At 32.0% G+C, this 20,770-nt stretch carries 22 protein-coding genes; 11 read left to right on the top strand and 11 right to left on the bottom strand.

The window, feature by feature from the left end:
- The first annotated feature begins 22 nt into the window (after window positions 1-22).
- The gene (locus LG651_RS11590) at window positions 23-1,501 is read left to right on the top strand and encodes an oligosaccharide flippase family protein (protein WP_226696291.1); all 1,479 of its coding nucleotides are present in this window, start codon (window positions 23-25) and stop codon (window positions 1,499-1,501) included.
- Window positions 1,498-2,244 (top strand): acyltransferase, encoded by a 747-nt coding sequence (locus LG651_RS11585; protein WP_226696290.1) that lies wholly within the window; start codon window positions 1,498-1,500, stop codon window positions 2,242-2,244. The genes LG651_RS11590 and LG651_RS11585 overlap by 4 nt, the downstream gene beginning before the upstream one ends.
- 40 nt (window positions 2,245-2,284) lie before the next feature.
- On the opposite strand, the gene LG651_RS11580 is transcribed toward LG651_RS11585, so the two are convergent.
- A complete protein-coding gene (locus LG651_RS11580) occupies window positions 2,285-3,427 on the bottom strand; it encodes a glycosyltransferase family protein (RefSeq protein ID WP_226696289.1) in 1,143 nt (380 codons plus the stop codon).
- A 58-nt stretch (window positions 3,428-3,485) separates the two neighbouring features.
- Between LG651_RS11580 and LG651_RS11575 the strand changes: the two genes are divergently transcribed.
- Together LG651_RS11575 and LG651_RS11570 are read left to right on the top strand one after the other, a co-directional pair.
- The gene (locus LG651_RS11575) at window positions 3,486-4,562 is read left to right on the top strand and encodes a glycosyltransferase (RefSeq protein WP_226696288.1); all 1,077 of its coding nucleotides are present in this window, start codon (window positions 3,486-3,488) and stop codon (window positions 4,560-4,562) included.
- The gene (locus LG651_RS11570; protein ID WP_226696287.1) at window positions 4,555-4,956 is read left to right on the top strand and encodes a sugar 3,4-ketoisomerase; all 402 of its coding nucleotides are present in this window, start codon (window positions 4,555-4,557) and stop codon (window positions 4,954-4,956) included. The genes LG651_RS11575 and LG651_RS11570 overlap by 8 nt, the downstream gene beginning before the upstream one ends.
- On the opposite strand, the gene LG651_RS11565 is transcribed toward LG651_RS11570, so the two are convergent.
- From LG651_RS11565 to LG651_RS11550, 4 genes are read right to left on the bottom strand one after another with little or no spacing between them, the layout of a single operon-like run.
- Window positions 4,939-5,880, bottom strand: coding sequence for a glycosyltransferase family 2 protein (locus LG651_RS11565; protein ID WP_226696286.1), 942 nt, complete (start codon window positions 5,878-5,880; stop codon window positions 4,939-4,941). The two genes, LG651_RS11570 and LG651_RS11565, sit on opposite strands and share 18 nt — an antisense overlap.
- Before the next feature lie 10 nt (window positions 5,881-5,890).
- Window positions 5,891-6,736: a glycosyltransferase family 2 protein gene (locus LG651_RS11560; protein WP_226696285.1), complete on the bottom strand. Its 846-nt coding sequence runs from the start codon at window positions 6,734-6,736 to the stop codon at window positions 5,891-5,893.
- A complete protein-coding gene (locus tag LG651_RS11555) occupies window positions 6,736-7,473 on the bottom strand; it encodes a class I SAM-dependent methyltransferase (protein WP_226696284.1) in 738 nt (245 codons plus the stop codon). The genes LG651_RS11560 and LG651_RS11555 overlap by 1 nt, the downstream gene beginning before the upstream one ends.
- A 2-nt stretch (window positions 7,474-7,475) precedes the next feature.
- Window positions 7,476-8,159 carry a cell division ATP-binding protein FtsE gene (locus tag LG651_RS11550; RefSeq protein WP_226696283.1) on the bottom strand — a complete coding sequence of 228 codons (684 nt, stop codon included), beginning with the start codon at window positions 8,157-8,159 and terminating at the stop codon, window positions 7,476-7,478.
- A gap of 223 nt (window positions 8,160-8,382) precedes the next feature.
- On the opposite strand from LG651_RS11550, the gene LG651_RS11545 reads away from it, so the two are divergent.
- From LG651_RS11545 to LG651_RS11535, 3 genes are all read left to right on the top strand, one after another.
- Entirely contained in the window at window positions 8,383-11,421 is a 3,039-nt protein-coding gene (locus LG651_RS11545; RefSeq protein ID WP_226696282.1) for a tetratricopeptide repeat protein, read from the top strand.
- A gap of 103 nt (window positions 11,422-11,524) precedes the next feature.
- Complete coding sequence (locus LG651_RS11540) at window positions 11,525-13,249, top strand: porin family protein (protein ID WP_226696281.1); 1,725 nt, start codon at window positions 11,525-11,527, stop codon at window positions 13,247-13,249.
- Between the two features lie 236 nt (window positions 13,250-13,485).
- A complete protein-coding gene (locus tag LG651_RS11535; RefSeq protein ID WP_226696280.1) occupies window positions 13,486-13,959 on the top strand; it encodes an ASCH domain-containing protein in 474 nt (157 codons plus the stop codon).
- Between the two features lie 16 nt (window positions 13,960-13,975).
- Here the strand turns inward: LG651_RS11535 and LG651_RS11530 are convergent, their stop codons facing one another.
- The 3 genes from LG651_RS11530 to LG651_RS11520 are packed head-to-tail and all read right to left on the bottom strand — an operon-like array spanning window position 13,976 to window position 16,465.
- Window positions 13,976-14,731 (bottom strand): LytR/AlgR family response regulator transcription factor, encoded by a 756-nt coding sequence (locus tag LG651_RS11530; protein ID WP_226696279.1) that lies wholly within the window; start codon window positions 14,729-14,731, stop codon window positions 13,976-13,978.
- A 32-nt stretch (window positions 14,732-14,763) separates the two neighbouring features.
- Window positions 14,764-15,105 carry a 2TM domain-containing protein gene (locus tag LG651_RS11525; protein WP_226696278.1) on the bottom strand — a complete coding sequence of 114 codons (342 nt, stop codon included), beginning with the start codon at window positions 15,103-15,105 and terminating at the stop codon, window positions 14,764-14,766.
- A gap of 13 nt (window positions 15,106-15,118) precedes the next feature.
- Window positions 15,119-16,465 carry a histidine kinase gene (locus LG651_RS11520; protein WP_226696277.1) on the bottom strand — a complete coding sequence of 449 codons (1,347 nt, stop codon included), beginning with the start codon at window positions 16,463-16,465 and terminating at the stop codon, window positions 15,119-15,121.
- A gap of 182 nt (window positions 16,466-16,647) precedes the next feature.
- On the opposite strand from LG651_RS11520, the gene LG651_RS11515 reads away from it, so the two are divergent.
- Genes LG651_RS11515 through LG651_RS11505 form a run of 3 tightly spaced genes read left to right on the top strand, consistent with a single transcriptional unit; the run spans window position 16,648 to window position 18,065 of the window.
- On the top strand, window positions 16,648-17,286 hold the full coding sequence (locus LG651_RS11515; protein WP_226696276.1) for a YdeI/OmpD-associated family protein: 639 nt from the start codon (window positions 16,648-16,650) through the stop codon (window positions 17,284-17,286).
- Between the two features lie 2 nt (window positions 17,287-17,288).
- Window positions 17,289-17,693 carry a DUF2721 domain-containing protein gene (locus tag LG651_RS11510; protein ID WP_226696275.1) on the top strand — a complete coding sequence of 135 codons (405 nt, stop codon included), beginning with the start codon at window positions 17,289-17,291 and terminating at the stop codon, window positions 17,691-17,693.
- A 3-nt stretch (window positions 17,694-17,696) separates the two neighbouring features.
- Window positions 17,697-18,065, top strand: coding sequence for a DUF2200 domain-containing protein (locus LG651_RS11505; protein WP_226696274.1), 369 nt, complete (start codon window positions 17,697-17,699; stop codon window positions 18,063-18,065).
- 129 nt (window positions 18,066-18,194) lie between these two features.
- Here LG651_RS11505 and LG651_RS11500 read toward each other — a convergent pair whose 3' ends face one another.
- The gene (locus LG651_RS11500; protein ID WP_226696273.1) at window positions 18,195-18,884 is read right to left on the bottom strand and encodes a uracil-DNA glycosylase family protein; all 690 of its coding nucleotides are present in this window, start codon (window positions 18,882-18,884) and stop codon (window positions 18,195-18,197) included.
- 63 nt (window positions 18,885-18,947) lie between these two features.
- Here LG651_RS11500 and LG651_RS11495 point away from each other — a divergent pair, with 63 nt between their 5' ends.
- A complete protein-coding gene (locus tag LG651_RS11495) occupies window positions 18,948-19,082 on the top strand; it encodes a 30S ribosomal protein THX (protein WP_226696272.1) in 135 nt (44 codons plus the stop codon).
- Here the strand turns inward: LG651_RS11495 and LG651_RS11490 are convergent, their stop codons facing one another.
- Both LG651_RS11490 and yaaA read right to left on the bottom strand, forming a co-directional pair.
- Window positions 19,083-19,808, bottom strand: a complete 726-nt coding sequence (locus tag LG651_RS11490; protein ID WP_226696271.1) for a hypothetical protein — start codon at window positions 19,806-19,808, stop codon at window positions 19,083-19,085.
- Between the two features lie 31 nt (window positions 19,809-19,839).
- Entirely contained in the window at window positions 19,840-20,598 is a 759-nt protein-coding gene (gene yaaA, locus LG651_RS11485; protein WP_226696270.1) for a peroxide stress protein YaaA, read from the bottom strand.
- Window positions 20,599-20,770: the final 172 nt, after the last annotated feature.

Genomic DNA, 20,770 nt, shown 5'->3' with positions numbered 1-20,770 from the left:
TATTAAATTTTTTAGGTTTTTTATGCAAAACACTCAAAAATCATACAGACAAGTATTTGCGTCAACATCTCTTTTTAGTAGCGTTCAGTTGCTAAATATCATAGCATCTGCAGCTCGATCTAAATTTGCAGCTATTTTTATTGGCCCTGTAGGAATTGGTATTTTGGGTGCGCTTAATGCGGTTATAAATTTAATTTCTGGAATTTCTAAAATAGGGCTAGACACGAGTGCGGTTAAAGACATTGCTTATGCGAATAAAGAAGGTGATACCAATAAAGTTAACGGCATTATTTTTACGTTAAAGCGTATTTTATGGTTTACAGGCCTTTTAGGTGCTTTAACAACTATTTTTCTATCTGGGTTTTTAAGCGATTTAACGTTCGGTAATGCTAACTATGTTTTTTCTTTTTTTTGGTTGTCTATCGCGGTTTTATTTAATCAGTTAACAGTTGGTAATTTAGCTGTTTTTCAAGGATTACGACGCTTACGAGAATTAGCTTTCTCAAATTTAATAGCCAGTATAGCAAGTGTTATTATCGTGGTGCCTTGTTATTATTTTTTTCAATTAAAAGGCATTGTTCCATCAATTATACTTGTTTCGCTAGTTACTTTTATAATTTCAGCATACTTTTCAAGATTCACGAGATTAAAGTTACCTAAACAATCTTACTTAAAAACCTTTGCAAAAGGTAAAGCTATGATTAAACTTGGCGCGGTGCTAAGTATTAACAGTTTAATATCTTTAGTGGTGGCCTATGTTATGCAAGTGTATATAACTACTGTTGGAGGATTAACGCAAGTGGGGTTTTATAACGCAGCCATTGTAATTGTTAATTCGTATGTTGGTATTGTTTTTAATGCCATGAGTAAGGATTACTTTCCAAGACTATCCGAAACCATAAATAATAAAAAGTTAATTGAAGAAAAAGTAAGTCAGCAAGCTTTAATAGCTATTTTATTTTTGGCACCAATAGTGATATTTTTTATTGCTTTTGCTCAAATTATTATTAGGTTGCTTTATTCGAAAGAGTTTTTACCAATTGTTGCATTTGTTTCCTTAGCCTTGTTAGGAACTTTATTTAAAGCTTTATCTTGGTCCAAGGGCTACGTTATAATTGCAAAAGGCGACTCTAAGGTGTTTATTAAAACCGCTATTGGTTTTAATACCTTGCTGCTAATTTTAAATATTTACGGGTATAATTTTTATGGGTTATTTGGGCTAGGTGTTAGTTTTGTGGTTTATTATATTATACATTACATTATAATTTCTTTAGTGCTAAAATATCGATATCATATAACTTTCAATAAAGAGGTAATTATAATTTTTTCTCAAAGTTTTGTGCTTTCTGGTGTAGCTTATTTAAGTACTTTTATCGGTAATCCTGTTCTAAAATTTTTGGTTTTAATTATAATTTTGCTGGTGTCGATTGGAGTTTCAGTGTATCATCTTGATAAAAAATTAAATTTAATAGCCTTATTAAAAAATAAGATAAAAAAATGATTCGAATAGTTTTGAGAAAACTAAAAAATAAGGTTAAGCTGTATTACTCTGTTAATTGGCTTAAAACAATATATTTTAATTTTAAAATGTTTCCTTTAGGTGTTGCAAAAAAACTGCCTGTTGTTATTTATGGGCCTATCAAAATTACTGATTTGTCTGGCGACGTAATTATTGAAGCTCCTATTAAAACAGGAATGATTGGTATTGGGCAATCTTATGAAAAGAATAAAGCGAATTGTGGCTTAACTGAAATTAATGTGAAAGGTAAATTAGTATTTAAAGATTATTGCCAATTAGGTAAAGATGTGTTCTTGTTTGTAGGAGCTAAGGCTACATGTAAATTTGGAGATATGTCTTCGGTTGCTTCAAAGGGAAAAATTATTTGTACAAATAGAATTGAATTAGGAGATTATGCAAGATTGGGGTCAGAATGTCAAATTATTGATACTAATTTTCATGAAATGATTGATTTAGAAACTGGAGAGAATATCCCTATGACGCAACCCATAGAAATTGGAGATTTTAATTTTATCTCTAATAGAGTTACAATAATGAAAGGAACAAAAACGAGCACAAATACTTCAATCGCATCAAATACTTTATGTACTAAAGACTATACAAACTTAGGGTCTAATGTGCTATTGGGAGGCATTCCTGCAAAATTATTAAAAAGAAATATTAGAAGGAATTGGGAAGGAGAGCAACAAAGAATGGATAAAAATTTAAAAATTAAAAACTTTTAGAAATAACCGGTGTTTTTCTTTATAAATTCAAAATACTTTTTTAGTTCCGGTTCCAAGTATCAATATATTTTTGAGCAATTTTTTTGTAATGATGTTCTTTTTCAATAAAAGCACGGGCGTTTTTACTAATTTCATTAACCTTATCAGGATTTAGAATTAGCCACTCTAATTTATTTGCAATCTCTTTTGCATCAGGAATGGTATTAATAGCAATTGTGTTGGGTTGTACCTTGTAAAATTCTAACCATTCTTCTTCTGCGCCTGTAAAAACTACTTTGCCCTTACACATGGCCTCCAAAGCATTGTATCCTTGGTCGTACGAGTATATTTGGTCTAGAAGCACATTGCAATTGTTATATAAGTTAATGTAGGTTTTATAAGGAATGCTATTTGTTATTATAATATCGACTTCATCAGGGTATTTTTCTTTTATAATGGCCAGAGCTTCATCAAAAAACAAGTTTCCTTTTTTTTCGTAGTTTGCTAAGTTTATGCCGTGAAAGATTTTTATTTTTTTAGAAACGGTATTTTCAATAAAATTTATTTTATCAGTATTAATTGGGTTGGGGATTAGTCCTAAATATTTAGGATGGTTTAATAGCGGTAAATGATAATCTAAATCTGTGGCTATTACGCCGTTAATATTTTCAAATAAGAAATGATGTAGTTTTTTAAACGAAGGTTTTAAGTAACGTAAAATAGGACGGTACTTTTTTCTTAATTTTTTGTTCGTTTCAAGAGGGGAAAGAATGGAATATTTTAAATGCTTCTTGTTTGCGAATGATACGCTTGAGTAGTCTGCTCCACAGGATAATAAAAATATTTTTTTATTCTGATTAATTATTTTTTTTAATAACCAAATTTCAACTCTAGGATTTGTTTTAAGGCTGTTTTCGTTTATTAGTTGAACAATATCATAGTTTTTTAATTTAGGTAAGAGTTTGTAGTATCTGTAGCTGTTTTCAATTTTTATTAAACTTATACCTGTAATTCGATGGATAAGTTTGGCGATAAAAAATAAAAAACGATGTTTAAAAAAAACATTTTTAATATAAATATCTACAGGATAGTCTTTAAAGCCATCGCCAGTTCCAACTATTGTTACCTTATGTCCTAAGGCTAGTAGGCCTTCCTTTAATGAGTTATGAAGTCTACTAAATTCTCCTATTAATAAAATATTCATTTATTACCTTTGTCAATCTTTGCGTAAATATATTTAATTAAAATCTTTTTTTTACGAAATGCTAAACGTGTGTATTGTAACCACCTCATTAGCCGCTGGAGGCGCTGAACGATCGGCAGCATTGTTGTCGCAAATGTTATTTAGTTTAGGTTATAATGTACATGTAATTTCAACTAAAAACAGGGTAGAATATCCATTTTCCGGAACACTTTTTAATTTAGAAAAAGAAATTAATGGTAGTAATAACAATTGGAGGAAATTAAAAGTACTGCGGGCATATTTAAAAAAACATCAATTTAATTATGTTATAGATAATAGGCCGCATAGCAGTTTTTTTAAGGAGTTTTTATTGTATCGTTTGGTATTTAGTAAGGCAAAAATTGTAACAGTTATTAGAAGTTTTAACCTAAATACTTATCTGCCTAAAAATAGAACAAAAGCTCGTATAATTTTTGGAGGGGTAGAAAACTTTGTTGCGGTAAGTAACGAAATAAAGGAGGAGATAGAGCGTAAAATGGGTTTTAAAAATGTGGTTAGAATATATAATCCGATTAAAACTGAGGAAGAAGTTGAAGTACAAGAATTAAAGAACACGCCTAACTTGAAATACATCTTATTTTTTGGTAGAATACAAGAGCGCTCAAAAAATTTGTCGCTTTTAATTGATGGGTATAAGGCTTCAAAATTACCACAGTACAATATTAAATTAATTATTTTGGGGTCGGGTCCAGATTTAAATTTGCTGAAAGAAAAGGTAAAAGAACACAATTTGCTCGATTATGTCGTGTTTATACCTTTTAAGCCTAATCCTAAAAATTATATTAAAAACGCTATGTTTACTGTTTTAACCAGTAATTATGAAGGTTTTCCCAGGTCGGTAACTGAGTCCTTAGCTCTTGGCACACCAGTAATATCGGTCGATTGCAAATCGGGCCCTAAAGAAATTATAATTAATGAAAGTAATGGTTTGTTGATAGAACAAAATAATAGTTTGGCTCTATCGAAAGCTATGAATAGGTTTGTTGATGATAAAAACTTATACACGAGGTGTAAGGAAAACGCAATACAAAGTGTGAAACATTTGAGTACTGATAAAATAGCATTACATTGGCAAAAAATTTTACTCAATGAATAAGGACGTTAAGCTAATAGATATTCCTAAAATTTCAGATCCTAGGGGAAATTTATCTGTAATAGAAAAAGATATCATCCCTTTTAAAATAAATCGTGTTTACTATCTATATGATGTGCCTAGCGATGCTTATAGAGGAGGACACGCGCATAAACAACAAATGGAAGTGTTAATTGCCGTTAGTGGTAGTTTTGATGTGGTTTTAGATGATGGAAGCGAAAAAATAACAATAATGCTTAATAAGCCTAACAAAGGGTTGTTAATTCCTACTGGGGTTTGGAGAGAGATTGAAAATTTTTCATCGGGCGCAGTGTGTTTAGTTTTGGCTTCTGATGTGTTTGATGAGTCGGACTATATAAGAGATTTTGAAGCTTTTAAACTATTTGTAGGCAGTTAAGTAAATGTTATTGTTTAATAAAAACTTTTGAAAACTTCTAAATTTAATTAAGATAGATTTAGGTGAGTTTAAAAGTAATTTCTGCTTAAAATTTAAGTTGTTTAGGTCTATTTCGCTTTTTAACTTTTTGTAAAGTGCGTTATTATTATTTACGCGAGAACGCAGTGCTACAGAATAGCGGTTAATATCTAAATATAATTTCAAAGAAGGGTTGGTAGCTTCAATTTTAGCGAAGCTAGAAATAAAATCGTACCTAATACTATTAAAATTATCTTCACTTTTCGATAAGCTGTTTTTCACATAAAGCTTATAATGCATGGTAATGTTAGGGTTAAAAGCCACTTGATGTTTTAAAGCAAGTCTAATCCATAAATCGAGGTCTTGAGCTGTTTTTAAGTGAGGTTGAAAACCGCCAATATCAAGAAAAGTGTCTTTTGAAAAACACACCGATGAAGTCCAAGCCACACAGTTAATTATGCTGGCTTTAAAAAAGTCTTCTACAATAACATAATCATTTCCATAATTAAAGTTGAATTTGGCAGGTAAAGAAACCTTGTTGTTGTAAATAACTTTGTAGTTGTTGCAGAATAACCCAGCTTTTGGAAAAGTGTTAATTAAATTTTTTAGTTCGGTTAAATGGTTTGGAGTCCAATAATCATCGGCATCTAAAAGTGCCATATATTGGCCTTTTGCAACTTTAATGGCATTATTTCGGGTAGATGAAACACCTTTATTTTTTTGCTTATAAATAACTATACGACCGTCGTTAAATGTCTTAACCTTTTTTAAACTTTCGTCCGTACTACCATCATCAAAAACAATTATTTCAAAGTCTTTAAAATCTTGGTTTAAAACACTTTTTAAAGTAGATTCAATATATTTTTCCTTATTATATAAAGGAATAATTACGGAAAAAAAAGGCATTAGTTAACTATTAATGGCGGCAAAGGTAACTTATTCTATAAAAATCGAACAATAAAATAGAGGGATTGTTTGAATTTAAGTTTATTTTCACAATTGGCTTAACAATTTTAAAGATTAAATAAATTAAGCCGTTAAGTTTTAATGTTTTTAAACTTAAATACAGTTTTAAGAGTTTAACCTGATGCGGAAAGATCTTTTTTTCATTATACAACATCATTAAATTATTTAATGCTTTGTCGGTTTTGTTTAAAAATGTTGAGGTATCATCGTCGGCATGATGCACAACAGGGTTGTTAAAAAAATGAGTTTTAAAATCATGTTTCTCAAGGTTTTTAAAAAACAGAACATCTTCATAGCCATAACTTGTTATAGTTTCATCAAAAGGATGCGCTAATATTACATCTTTTTTAATCATGAAGTTCGATGAACACAGTGTTTTGTGTTCTCTTTTTTTTGTGTACAACCATCTTAATTTATATGGTTTGTTGGGAGGTGTTGCTAAACAGGTCATGCCTCCAGAAGTTACGGCGTGGTTTTTTACTTTGAGGTAGCTTTTAATAAAATCGGTATTTTTAGGCATAGTACCAGCATCTATAAAAAGCAATAAATTGTATGTGGCTTGTTTTGCTAAAATGTTTCTAATGGCGCTTCTGCCTACATTTTTATCTAGAATGGTGTAATTGGTGTTTTTAAGATTGCTTATGTTTTGGTTTGCCTCACTTATGCTTTTGGTTGTTGAGCAATCGTCAATACAAATGATCTCGAATACAACGTTTAACTCGCTTGCTTGCTTGTGTATTTTATGAACAAGCGATGTTATATTGCAATTGTATGTTGGTATTAATACCGAAAGCATTATTTAGTAAGTTTTAATATAATTTCTGGAGAGGTAAAGCCATGAAACTCGTCGTCGTTGTTGGTGTTAAATTCAAGCGTGTTTACTTTAAAACCTGCGTTTTCTAATCTAGATTTTAATCCATTAACAGAGTATACTCTTACATGATCTTCTTGCCCAAAATGTTTTAATCGTGCTTCTGGCGAAGTTATAGAAGCGTCTTCATAAATTTCTCCAGACTTAAAAGGTGTTTGTATTAATACTGTTCCGTTTGGTTTTAAAACACGATAAAGCTCGCTCATAGCTTTGCTGTCATCAACAATATGTTCTAAAATATGATAGCAAATTATGGTGTCAAAATAATTATCTGGCCTATGGATTTTGGTTATATCAAATTGGTAATCGGCTAAAAATTCATTTTCAAAATCGGTACTAAAATAATTAATAGTATCATCTTTTTTTAGCATTCTGTATAAGCTTCTAGAAGGCGAAAAATGTAAAATAGTCCCGTTAATTAAGTTTTCCTTTAATAAAATATTCCATAATCTTCGGTTTCTAGATATACTGCCACAAAACGGACAAAGTAAATCGTTTTCGTTTAAAGGTACAAAACGTTTTAGTTTGTGCTGGCAAATATTACACTGGTGTTTTTTACCTTTATAAAAATAGCCATAAAACGAACGAAGAAATAATTCGTTGTTAAATAAAAATGATTTCGGAATTAAGGTTTTGGCTTTTTGTTTTATAAAATTATACATAGCTAACTTTTGCGCTGTACCACTTCAAAAACTTGGTTTTCGTCGCATTTTAACGTTTTTCTTGGATATTTAAGTAGTAGGGCGTAGTCGTGAGTGGCCATTAAAATGGTATTGCCGTTTTTACTTAGTTCTTGCAATACTTCCATAACCTCAATACTGGTTTGCGGGTCTAAGTTTCCAGTAGGCTCGTCGGCTAAAATAAGTTCTGGATGGTTTAATAAAGCACGAGCAATGGCAACACGTTGTTGCTCGCCACCCGAAATTTCGTGAGGAAATTTAAAGCCTTTAGTTTTCATATCAACTTTTGTTAAAACGTCATCAACACGAGCGGTCATTTTGGTTTTATCTTTCCAACCAGTGGCTTTTAAAACAAAAAGCAGATTGTCATTAATATTTCTATCAGGTAGTAATTTAAAATCTTGAAAAACAACGCCCAACTTTCGTCGTAAAAACGGAATTTCTTTTTCCTTTAAGGTTTTTAAGTTAAAATCTACAATACTGCCTTCACCTTCGGTTAATGGTAAATCGCCGTAAAGCGTTTTCATAAAACTACTTTTTCCAGAGCCTGTTTTACCAATTAAATACACAAAATCGCCTTTGTTCATTTCTAGGTTTATGTTAGAAAGAACGAGACTTCCACCTTGAAAAATTGACGCGTCTTTTAATTGTAAAATAGGGCTAGACATGAAATATTGGTTTAAAAGTACAAGTTTAAAGTTTATAGTTTAACCTAACAAACCTAATTGCCGAAATTTTATTGTTTTGAGCGCTACATTTTAATGTTGTACATATTTTAATTTACTATATTTTAATATTTAATACCTGTTTTTATAATTCTATCTTAATTGTTACGTTATACTTTTTAGATTCATTTATATTTGAATACTCAAATTAAAAAACGACTTGTAAATGATTTACAAAAACATACTTTCCCTCATGCTCGTTTTGGGTTTTATTTTCCCAACAATGGCACAACAATCGGCCACTTATACTAGTAACTTAGTCGATTATCAAAAGGCATTATCACTTTATAACAATCAGCAATACTTAGCGGCTCAGTCGTTGTTTAGCAGTGTTAAAAAAACGGCCGAAGAAGATATTTTACAATCAGACTGTGCGTATTACATAGCCAATTGTGCGGTGCGATTAAACCAGCAAAATGCCGACCAATTAGTCGAAAATTTCGTAGCAGAATATCCAACAAGTACCAAAAAAAATACGGCTTATGTTGATGTAGCCGATTATTATTTCGAAAATTCAAAATACGCCTATGCCAGAAAATGGTACAGTAAAGTAAACGAAAATGCTTTAGGGCGAAGCGAAAAAGAAAAGTTTTACTTTAATAACGGTTATTCGGCGTTTTCTGTAAAACAATATAAAGATGCCAAAAAATATTTAAACCGTGTTGAAAGCTCTAAAGAATATGGATCGCAAGCTAAGTATTATATTGGTTTTATGGCTTACGAAGGCGACGATTACGATGAGGCCAACGAATATTTCGATCAAGTTAGCGACCAAGAACGTTACAAAGAAAAATTATCGTATTATCAAGCCGATTTAAACTTTAAGCTAGGTAATTTTGAAAAAGCCATCGAGTTGGCAAAAGACCGATTAGATTCTGGCGACGAAAACGAAGTATCCGAACTTTCAAAAATTATTGGCGAAAGCTATTTTAATCTTGAAAATTACGAAGAAGCTTTACCGTATTTAAAAGCGTATAAAGGTCGTAAAGGGAAACGAGAAAAAACAGCGAAGTGGAATAATACAGATTATTACCAACTGGGCTACACATACTATAAGCAAAAACAATACGAAAATGCCATTAACGAGTTTAATAAAATTGTTGGAGGCACAAATAGCATAGCCCAAAACGCGTATTATCATTTAGGGGAAAGTTATGTACACCTCGATAAAAAACAAGAAGCTTTAAATGCATTTAAAAATGCCTCTGAAATGGATTTCGATTTAAAAATTCAAGAAGATGCCTGGTTAAATTATGCCAAAATTAGTTACGAAATAGGTAATCCGTATCAATCGGCACCTCAAGTTTTGGCTGGTTATTTAGAAAAATATCCAGAAACAAGTTATCGTGAAGAAATTGAAACGCTTTTAATCGATTCTTACATAACTTCTAAAAACTATGCCGAAGCTTTAAAACTGTTAAAAGGAAAAAATAGTTACGATAATAAAGTAGCATACCAAAAAGTAGCGTTTTATCGTGGTTTAGAGTTGTATAATGACAATGATTATTTAGAAGCCGAAAATTTGTTCGATGCCTCGTTAAAAGAATCTCTCGAACCAATTTACACGGCGCGTGCCACATTCTGGAAAGCAGAAGCCGATTATAATTTATCTAATTTCGATGATGCTTTAATTGGTTTCAAGCAATTTAGCCAAATGGCAGAAGCTTCAGAAACACCAGAATTCGAGAATTTAAATTATAATTTAGCCTATACCTATTTTAAACTAAAAAGTTATACTCAGGCTACAACTTATTTTAACCAATTTATTAGCAATCATAAAGACGATAAAGTAAGACTTAACGATGCGTATTTACGATTAGGCGATGGTTATTTCGTGTCTAGTGAATATAACAATGCCATCGATGCTTATCAAAACGCAATAAAGCTAAACGAAATAGAATCAGATTATGCGTTTTTTCAAAAAGCCTTAAGCGTTGGTTATGCGGGGCAATCTTCAAAAAAAATACATGAATTAGAAACATTTATTAAAACCTATCCAAATTCAAAATTACGTGACGATGCTATGTACGAACTTGGTAATTCTTATGTAAAAGAAGGTCAAACTCAAAAAGCACACGCCACCTACAATAAATTAAGTGTAGCCTATAAAAATAGCTCATTTGTTCCAAAGGCTTTGTTACGCCAAGGGTTAATTTATTACAATGCAAGTCAAAACCAAGATGCGCTAGTTAAATTTAAAAACGTGGCCAGTAATTATGCCGGTTCACCAGAAGCTGTTCAAGCGGTTTCTACAGCACGTTTAATTTATATCGATTTGGGTCAGGTAGATGAATATGCCGCTTGGGTAAAAACTTTAGATTATGTTGAAATTACCGATGCCGATTTAGATAATACAACCTACGAGGCTGCCGAAAAACAATATGTAGATGGTAATACCGATAGAGCCATTAAGCAATTTAACGGCTATTTAAGTCAGTTTCCTAATGGTTTACACGCCTTAAAAGCGCATTTTTACATTGCGCAGTTGTATTACAAAAAAGATTTGCTAGAAAATGCAGCACCGCATTACCAATACATCGTTGAGGCAGCGCAAAACGAGTATACCGAAGAAGCATTAACGCGGTTATCGCAGTTTCATTTAGAAAAGAAAAACTGGAAAAATGCTATTCCAGTGTTAAAACGATTAGAAGCAGAAGCAAATTTTCCGCAAAACGTGGTATTTGCACAATCCAATTTAATGAAAGCTAATTATCAATTAGAAAACTATACCGAAGCAGTCGCTTACGCGGAAAAAGTGCTCGTTAGCTCTAAAATTGATAACAAAATAAAAAGTGATGCGTACGTAATAATTGCACGTTCGGCTATAAAAACAAACAATGAAGCTAAAGCCAAAACAGCATTTGCTGAAGTGGAAAAAGTGGCTACTGGCGAAACTGCTGCCGAAGCTTTATACTACAATGCTTATTTTAAAAATAAAGAAGCAAAATACGAAGCATCTAACACGGCGGTACAAAAATTAGCCAAAGATTTTTCTGGTTATAAATATTACAGTGCAAAAGGATTGGTGCTTATGGCTAAAAACTTTTACGCTTTAAAAGATGCTTTTCAAGCCACCTATATTTTAGAAAGTGTGATTCAAAATTTTCCAGATTTCGACGACGTAGTAACCGAGGCGAAAGCAGAATTAAAGAAAATAAAAACCGAAGAAGCTAAAACAAACTCGTCTATCGAAACCGAAGATTAGTTTATGTTACACAAGGTTTGGTAGCTAGAGTAAAAAACATCAGTCAAAATAAAATCAAAAAAATGTCCGCCTTTGCGGATTAAAAAAATAAAAAATAGAATTCATGCGAAAGCAAATAAAACATATTTCAGCAGTAATTGTCGTTTTAATTACAACGCTATCGTTTGCTCAAAGTAGAGAAAACGATACTATAAATACCGGAGTAATCGATGTTGTAAAACCATATTCACCAACTATTTCCGATGTGTTTAAGGTTCGTGAAACTCCAAAACTCGACGACGAAACCACCGAAACTAAAAAGGATGTAAAATATAATATTTTCTCCTTTCCTGTAGCTTCAACATTTACACCTGCAAAAGGTAAAGCCGCAGTAGTAGAAAAGCGCGAACCGGCTAAAATTTTCGATAACTATGCCACTTTTGGCGTGGGAACCTACACCACACTTTTGGGCGAAGTGTATTTAAATCATGCGCTAAATCGTAACGAAAGTGTTGGTGGTTATGTAAGTCATCATTCATCGCAAGGTGGAATAGAAGGTGTCGAGTTCGACGATCATTTTTCAAACTCAAAAATTAATGTAAACTATAGCAGCCGTATGCGCGATTACGCGTGGAATGTAGAAGGAGGTTTTCAGCACCAAGTTTACAATTGGTATGGTGTGCCAGAATCGCAAGTTTTAACCGTTCAAGCCAATAATCCTGCCGTCGACCATATGTTTTATAATGCTCATTTTGGTGGCGATATTACTTTTGAAGACACTTATGTAAAATCGGCCGATTTTAAATTTCGTCGTTTTGGCGATAACCAAGGCTCGGGCGAAAATAGGTTTGTTGTAAATACTAAGGTCGATATTCCAATAAACGATATCGAAATTTCAACAGGTTTAACCTTCGATTATTTAGGAGGAACTTTCGATAGAAATTATTTTACAACCGATGAGGTAAATTATGGTAATTTCTTCGTTGGGCTTTCGCCAACATATCAGCTTAAACGCGACGATTTAACCTTGAACTTAGGTGTTTCTACGTATTATTTAAACGATATCGAAACAGGCGATAATAAATTCTATTTGTATCCAAACGTAACGGCCACGTATCGCTTAGTAAACGATGTTTTAATAGTGTATGGTGGTGTTCAAGGCGATTTAAACCAAAATTCGTATTATGGTTTTGCTAGCGAAAACCCATTTGTATCGCCAACTTTAAATATAGCGCCAACCGATAATTTATTTAATGCCTTTATAGGCTTAAAAGGTAAATTGTCTAGCAATATGAGTTACAGCATTAGCGGGCATTACAATGCCGATAAAAACAAAGCTCTATTTATTACTAATACCATTAAAAATACAACTGCAACCCAAGCTTATGAGTATGGAAATTCGTTTGGTATTGTTTACGATAACGTCGATACTTTTGGTGTAGCGGGTGAAATTAATGTCGATGTTAGTCGTAACTTTAAATTAGGTTTAAAAGCCGAATATTTTGGCTACGATGCCAAAACACAGACCGAAGTCTGGAACTTACCAGACATAAAAGGATCGTTGTTTTTCGATTACCAAATAAACCAAAATTGGTTTGCTGGAGCGAATTTATTTTATGTAGGCGAGCGTAAAGATTTAATAGCTATGGAAAGTACGCCAACTATACAAACCGTAACTTTAGATAGCTTTTTTGATGCGAATGCACATGTTGGATATCACATAAACGATAAATTTTCTGTGTACGCCAAAGGAAATAACTTAGCAAATAATAGCTACCAAAAATGGCAGAATTTCCCGGTTCAAGGCATTCAGCTTTTAGCAGGAGCAACCTATAAGTTCGATTTTTAAATAGTTTATTGTTTTTTACTTCCGCGAAAGCGTAAACTTTAATTTTTAAAGCATCTATGGTCACCCTGAATTTATTTCAGGGGCTCATCCTATAAAATTAAAGTTTAATTATTTGGGCGTTACCCCGAAGTATCGGGGTCAGGCTTTTCGTTACAAGTCCTCGGTCGTGCCTCCCTGTGGGCTTTCCACTGCAATCCTTAACGCAAACTTTGTGTAAAATATAGTATTTTGTACACATGAAAACGTTTAATAACGCATCGGTACAAACATTATGGAATAACTTTATAAAAGCAAATCCAGAATATAAAAATTATAATCGCCCCGAAGCTTGGTATTTCTGTGATAACCAAAGCGATGCTAACGATTGTGCTAACCTGGTTGTAAAAGGTGTAAAACAAGCCACATCAACATCGCTTTGGTGGTTTAAAACTAATAATTATGCATTGCCAAAAGTTAACGATTTAAACATAATAACCACTTGGGGTGGTGAGGCCAAGGCTATAATTAAAACCATAAAGGTAGAACAAGTACCATTTAATAAAATAACTGCAAACTATGCTAAAATTGAGGGCGAAGGCGATAAATCGTTAAAATATTGGCAAGATGTGCATTGGGCGTATTATGCCAGAGAAATGGCAGTTAAAGGCGAGCAACCATCACCAAATATGATTATAATCTGCGAGCAATTTAAAACCGTTTTTACACATTAAATCAGGAATTAAATAACTACTCCAACCACGCTTTAAAATCTTTTACACGTTCACGAGCCACAATAACCTCTTGTTCGTTGTATGTTTTAAGTTTTATTTGCAAACGCGAATTGGTATAGCTAACCATATCTTTTATGGCATTAATATTTACATAAAACTTACGATTAATTCTAAAAAAGATTTGTGGTTCTAACTCGTTTTCTAAAAGTTCTAATGTGGTGTCAATTAAATAGTTTCTGCCTTCGGTGGTATGTAAATAAGTGCCTTTGTTTTCGCTAAAAAAACATTCAATATCATCAATTGAAATAAGTTTTAAATGCTGTCCCACTTTTACCGAAAAGCGCTTTTTATACTCGCGATCTATTGGGTTAACCAATAGTTTTTTAATGTCGTTAAAATCTAAAGTAACGGCTTGTTGTTGTGGTTGGCGTTCTTGATATTTTTTTACAGCCGTAGCCAAATCATCTTCATCAATAGGTTTAAGTAAATAATCTATACTATTAAGTTTAAACGCTTGTAACGCATATTCATCGTATGCTGTTGTAAAAATAACAGGCGATTTAATATCAATTGCTTCAAAAATCTCGAACGATAAGCCATCACTTAATTGTATATCTAGAAAAATTAAATCTGGATGCGTATTATTACTAAACCAGTCTAAAGATTCTTCAACAGAGTGTAAAAGTATTTGAGTTTTAATATTTAGTTTTTCCAGCATACGTTGTAAACGACGTGCCGAAGGTTTTTCATCTTCAATAATAATTACATTCATAATTTTGGTTGCTTAGTTATTGTAATAATTTGTTATTCCCAATTGGTTTTGTCTTTTTCCATAAACTCGCGAATTTTACGTTCTTCCCAGTCTTTTCCAAACAGGAAAGTAACACCAAAAACACCTAAAAAATGGAAGAGTAAACCAATACCCCAAAATAAGGGTGTCGCCCAGGTACCAAAGTGCCACAAACTACCACCATTTACAACAATGGTAATTATTATAAAAGCATTTACTACTATAAAAACGGCCAAATGCCAATAAAAACCTACTATTTTTTTTACTTTTTCTTTAGCGCGAAGGTAGGCTTCTTCTTTTAAAAAAGCTTTGTTTTTAAAGTCGTCGTTGTAAGGTTGTATATCTCTATTTTCCATAATTTTTAAGTTTTTAATTCCAACGTTTTTTATCTTCTTCCTCACGAATAAATTGTTCAATTTTACGTTTTTCCCAGTTTCGACCAAAAGCGCCATTATTAACAAAAACTTTAAAGCCTTGTAAAACTAAACCAACGCCCCAACCAAACATAGGAAACCAAAACCATTTTACACCCCAATACGTGTTGTAATTAATGTAAATTAAAAAAGGAATAATTACCAAATAGCATATTAAGCTGTAATAAAAGCCTTTAAGTTCCTTTACGTAGTCGCGTGCACGCACGTAACTATCGCCAAAATTCGATTTCGTGTTAATTGTTTTCATAACTGATAATTGTTTTGTAAGCATAGGTATTGCTACTGCAAAACGGTTTGCTTCTTGATTAATGAATACTTTTTTATGTGTTAATAATTGGTAACGTTCTTTTATGTTACTTAAACCCACGCCGCTACTTTTTTTAACTATTTGTTTAGGTTGCAAGTTGTTCTCTACTATTAAGCTGTCTTCTTGTTCGTAAATATTAATGTGTAATGGTTTACTATTAGTTACCATATTGTGTTTTACGGCATTTTCTAGTAACAATTGCAACGATAATGGTACTACTTTACTTTCTGGGTTGCTAGCTTGTTCTGGCATGTTAAATACAATGCTGTCTTCAAACCGCATTTTTAACAGCGACATATAGGTTTTTGCAAATTGCAACTCTTCATCTACCGATACTAATTCTTTGTTTTTCTGCTCTAAAACATAGCGGTATACTTTAGATAAAGAGGTCGTGAATTTTTGTGCACTTTCGGGGTTTTCTTCAATTAAACTGGTGAGCACATTTAAACTATTAAACAAAAAATGCGGATCTAATTGGTTTTTTAAAGCATCAAACTTCGCACTGGCAGTTCCGGCAATTACTTTTTGTTCTTTTATGCGGTTTTGCTGGTATTTGTTGTAAAAGTAAATAACATGAAAAACAGCGATAATTGTTAATGTAATCCATAAACCAAACGTATAATACTCAAATTTCTCGTTTGTAATAAACTCGTTAAAAGTTTGGTGGTACATAAATAGAGCGGTTAAGGCTCTTAAAATAAATAGGCCAATTAAGGTTAAAATTGTTGCGCCAAATACACCAATAATAATGCGTTTAATAGTGTCTGTTTTTTTCCAGTTTCGGCTATTTAAAAACTGAAAAAAATACATGTTAGAATATCCTAAAACAAAAGCGTATAATTGGTAAAAAGTAAAATGAACAATAACCTCATTTACCGTAGCGAAATTGAAACCGCCCGATAGCATAGTGCCAATTACAAAAACAACGCAACCTATAATAAAGGTTATTAATATATTTTTTACAGATTTTGTCATGGTGTAATACTTTTGTAAATGTTTTTTTAAATGTAATAAATAACGTGTTTATTTAATTACAGTACAAATGTCTTAATGAAGTACGGTTTTTAAAAAAGCAAGTAACCGAATTGTTATTTTTAGATCCTGAAACGTAAAACTGAAACATTTTTTTTAAATTGAAAGCTACATTATTACACTAAATGAATACAACGGTTGAAAATTATTTTATTGAAGGTTGTGGTAGGTGTGCCCTTGCTGCAACACCCGATTGTAAAGTGCATACTTGGAAACAAGAGCTTCAACTACTACAAAAAATAGTTTTGCAATGCGGTTTAACCGAAACCTGTAAATGGGGTGTGCCTTGTTATACTTACAACAACAAGAATGTTTTAAATATTAGTGCTTTTAAAAATTTCTGTTCGATTGGTTTTTTTAAAGGAGCATTATTAGCGGATGAAAAACAACTTTTAGAAAAGCCAGGACAAAACTCTCAAGCTGTAAGGCTATTTAAGTTTACCAATGTAAATGATATTAAGTTGATTGAAGCTGATATTAAAACCTACATATTTGAGGCTATTGAGGTTGAAAAGGCTGGTTTAAAAGTAGAATTTAAGAAAAATACAGAACAAATACCAGAAGAGTTAGGGGTGAAATTTGAAGATGATCCCGTTTTTAAATTGGCTTTTAATAATTTAACTCCAGGTAGACAACGTGGTTATATTTTGTATTTTTCGCAACCCAAACAAGTAAAAACACGACTATCTAGAATAGAAAAATGCACAGCATTAATTTTAAACGGAATGGGATTACACGATAGCTATAAACAGCGAAAAAAATAATTATGGAACAATTAACACTTACTACACCGGCCTTATTGTTTTCGGCAATTTCGTTAATTATGCTGGCTTATACCAATAGGTTTTTGGCTTATGCATCGGTAATTAGGAGTTTGCACGATAAGTATAAAAAAGAAAAAGATTCGGTGTTAATGGCTCAAATTAAAAATATTAAAACCCGATTGTATTTAACGCGTTACATGCAAATATTTGGTATTAGTAGTTTGTTGTTATGTGTACTAACCATGTTTTTAATTTATGTACAGCAGCAACATGTGGCGGTTTGGGTGTTTGGTATGGCTTTATTACTATTAATAATTTCGCTAGCCTTATTGGTTGTTGAAATTCAAATATCTGTTAAAGCATTAGAACACCATATTAGTGATATTGAAAACACATCAAATAAATAAATTATGGCAACAACACCAGAACACGATGCACGTATTGCGAGCATGACATTTTCTTCGGTTTATCCGCATTATGTGACTAAAGTTGAAAAAAAGGGGAGAACGGTTGAAGAGTTACACCAAGTAATTGAATGGCTTACAGGTTTTAATGAAACAAAGCTGCAAGAATTAATTGCGGAAAAAGTAACCTTTAAAACCTTTTTTGAAAGCGCTACAATTAACCCAAAGGCACATTTAATTAAAGGTGTAATTTGCGGCTATAGAATTGAGGAAATTGAAACTGAGTTAACCAAACAAACCCGATACCTCGATAAACTTGTTGACGAATTGGCCAAAGGTCGAAAAATGGAAAAGATTTTGCGTGAACCTAAATAAATTAGAGTTCGAGATAAAACTAAAAATAGGGTAACTAAAAGTTTAATAGATTATTTGCTTGTCTTCTTGAGCGCAGTCGAAAGAATTATACTTAACTTAACCGGATAAAAGCTGATAAATAAGCTTTGCTCAAAAAAACTCACGATACTGAAGCACTCGAAAATCGAAAGTATTAAAATTGGGGTTGTTGGCTTTTAATTGACGGTACAAAGGTATTCTGCTTATTGAAATATTAGCAGCTCCAGAACTAGATGTTAACGAAACGGTTTTTATTTTACGGGCTTTTTTATAAGATTCCTTGACTGCGCTCGGAATGACAGGCAGGTTAAATTCGTGTATTCGTGGTACTTCATTAGTTACTAAATTCAATTTTAAACCATAGGTTTTTAAATGCTTTCTGAAGAAATATTCAGGGCCATTTTTACTATTTCCGCCAGTAAATAGCAGTGTGTTTACATTTGGGAATTGTTTTAAATAGCCAACAACATCGCGCAGTTTAATATTTGTCATTCCCAAGTCGGAAGCATCAATTTTTTCGCGTTCGCAACTAGCAACGATATCGCAAACACCTATTTTATGTTGTATTAAAAAGTTCTTACGCTGTTGTACGGCTTCGTTAGAATTATCATATCTCAAATTTAGATTATGAATTTTATCGATAAACAGCCAAAGGGAATTGTAATAACTTCCGTAGCAAAAATCGACATCTTTTTCTAAAAGTGCTCCTGTAGAAAATCGTGGTGGCGGTAATGTACCTACAATAAGTTTTTCGGTATCGGGTAATATAAATGGCTCGTATGGATGCTTGTGTTTAAACACGAATAAACTTGACTTGCGTTGTTATTTTTTGTAGTTTATAATAAACAAAAATATAGCAATAAAATGGGAAAAGGAGATAAAAAAACAAAACGTGGTAAAATTAACCGAGGTACTTTTGGTTCAAGACGACCTAGAATAAAAAAGAAGCCTTCTGTAGAGAAAAAAATAAGCGTAACGGGAAAAGCTATGCCTAAATAATTAATTTAATTCTTTTAATAATTTTTGAACTTCTGATATAGTTGACCTGTATAAACGTTTGTTAGTCTTAGTCATATGTTTTGATTCATTAAATATTTCATTTAATACGTCTTTAGCTTCGGTTTCTTTTTTTATTTCTAATAAAAATTTAGCCAGAGCTAATCGTTCTTCGTAAAACGAATACCTAATATCTATAGCTTTTAAATTAAATTCTGCTTCTTCAGTTTTATTTAATTGCTTTAGCGCCATACCATAGTAATACTGCGATCTAGATTTTTTAAACTCACTGTGGTCTTTTATTTTTTCTGCATAAAAAATTACGTTTTCAAAATCTTGAATACCAGCGTATGCTTTTATTAATTGGGTTATTGAATAAAAGTTGTTTTGCGATTTATCTTTTAAAGTTTCCTTGTAATGCTTTATGGCATTGCTATAATCTTTAGTTTCTAAAAAAGCATCGGCAAGATCTATTCTATTTTGGTAAGTTTCAGAAAATTCTAGTTTATTTTCTAAATCTTTAATTTTTTTTGTAGGGTTAATTATGGTTGTTATTTCAGAAGTAATTTTTTCTGCATCACGCTTATTGTAAACTTGGGTTATTAAATATATAATACAACCAACCACAGGCAAAAATAAAATTAGAAAAATCCAATAATAGGGAATTCTATTTTTATACATATGGTATATGCAATAGCCTTGAAGTAGTAAAATAAGGTAATAATACATACTGTGTTTTTCGTAATATTACGAAAATAAACTACCTGATAAAAACCAAATCGTTTTCTTTTGACATTTCTTCGCTAAATCCGTAACCTTCGTAATTAAAGCCTTTTAAATCTTCAACAGTTTTAGCGTTACTATCCACAATATATCTCGCCATTAATCCGCGTGCTTCTTTGGCGTAAAACGAAATTACTTTGTATTGTCCGTTTTTAAAATCTTTAAAATTTGCTGTAACAATTGGCGTTTTTAGTGCTTTTTTATCTATAGCTTTAAAGTATTCGTTACTGGCTAGGTTTAAAAATAATTCGCCATCTTCTAACTCGTTGTTTAAGGCGTTGGTAATATCTTTTTTCCAGAATTCGTATAAATTCTTTTTAGTACCAACTGGCATTTTAGTTCCCATTTCTAGGCGGTAAGGTTGTATTAAATCGGTTGGTTTTAATATACCGTAAAGGCCAGATAAAATGCGAACGGTATTTTTAAAAGTATCTAATTTATCTGCTGGTATGGTATAAGCGTTTAAGCCTTTATAAACATCGCCATTAAATGCATATGCTGCAGGTCTTGCATTTTCTGCTGTAAAAGGTAATTCCCAGGCTTGATTTCGTTCGTAATTTAATTGCCCTAATGCATCGGAAATATTCATTAGGTCTGATAATTTTTTGGCAGATTTCTTTTTTAACTCTTTATTTAAACGTTCTGATTGTTTTAAAAACTGTGCTTCTGTAAAGTTTTGTATTGGTAATTCGCTTTCAAAATCTAAAGATTTGGCGGGTGATAGTACAAGCTTCATAATTCTTTCTTTTTTTGATATTCAAATTTACAATTACTTGCTTGTTTTTATAAAGCTTCTTCAATATTATTTACAATATCAATATAAGTTTAATTTATTGCTAAGCCTATACTATAAGGTTTAACTATTCGCATTAGGGATTGAGGTATTGTTGGAGCTCACCGACGCAGGA

The sequence above is a fragment of the Neotamlana sargassicola genome, from assembly GCF_020523965.1.
Classification (GTDB): domain Bacteria; phylum Bacteroidota; class Bacteroidia; order Flavobacteriales; family Flavobacteriaceae; genus Neotamlana; species Neotamlana sargassicola.
The sequence above is the reverse complement of the archived record's forward strand: the minus strand, read 5'-3'. Positions and strand labels throughout refer to the sequence as shown.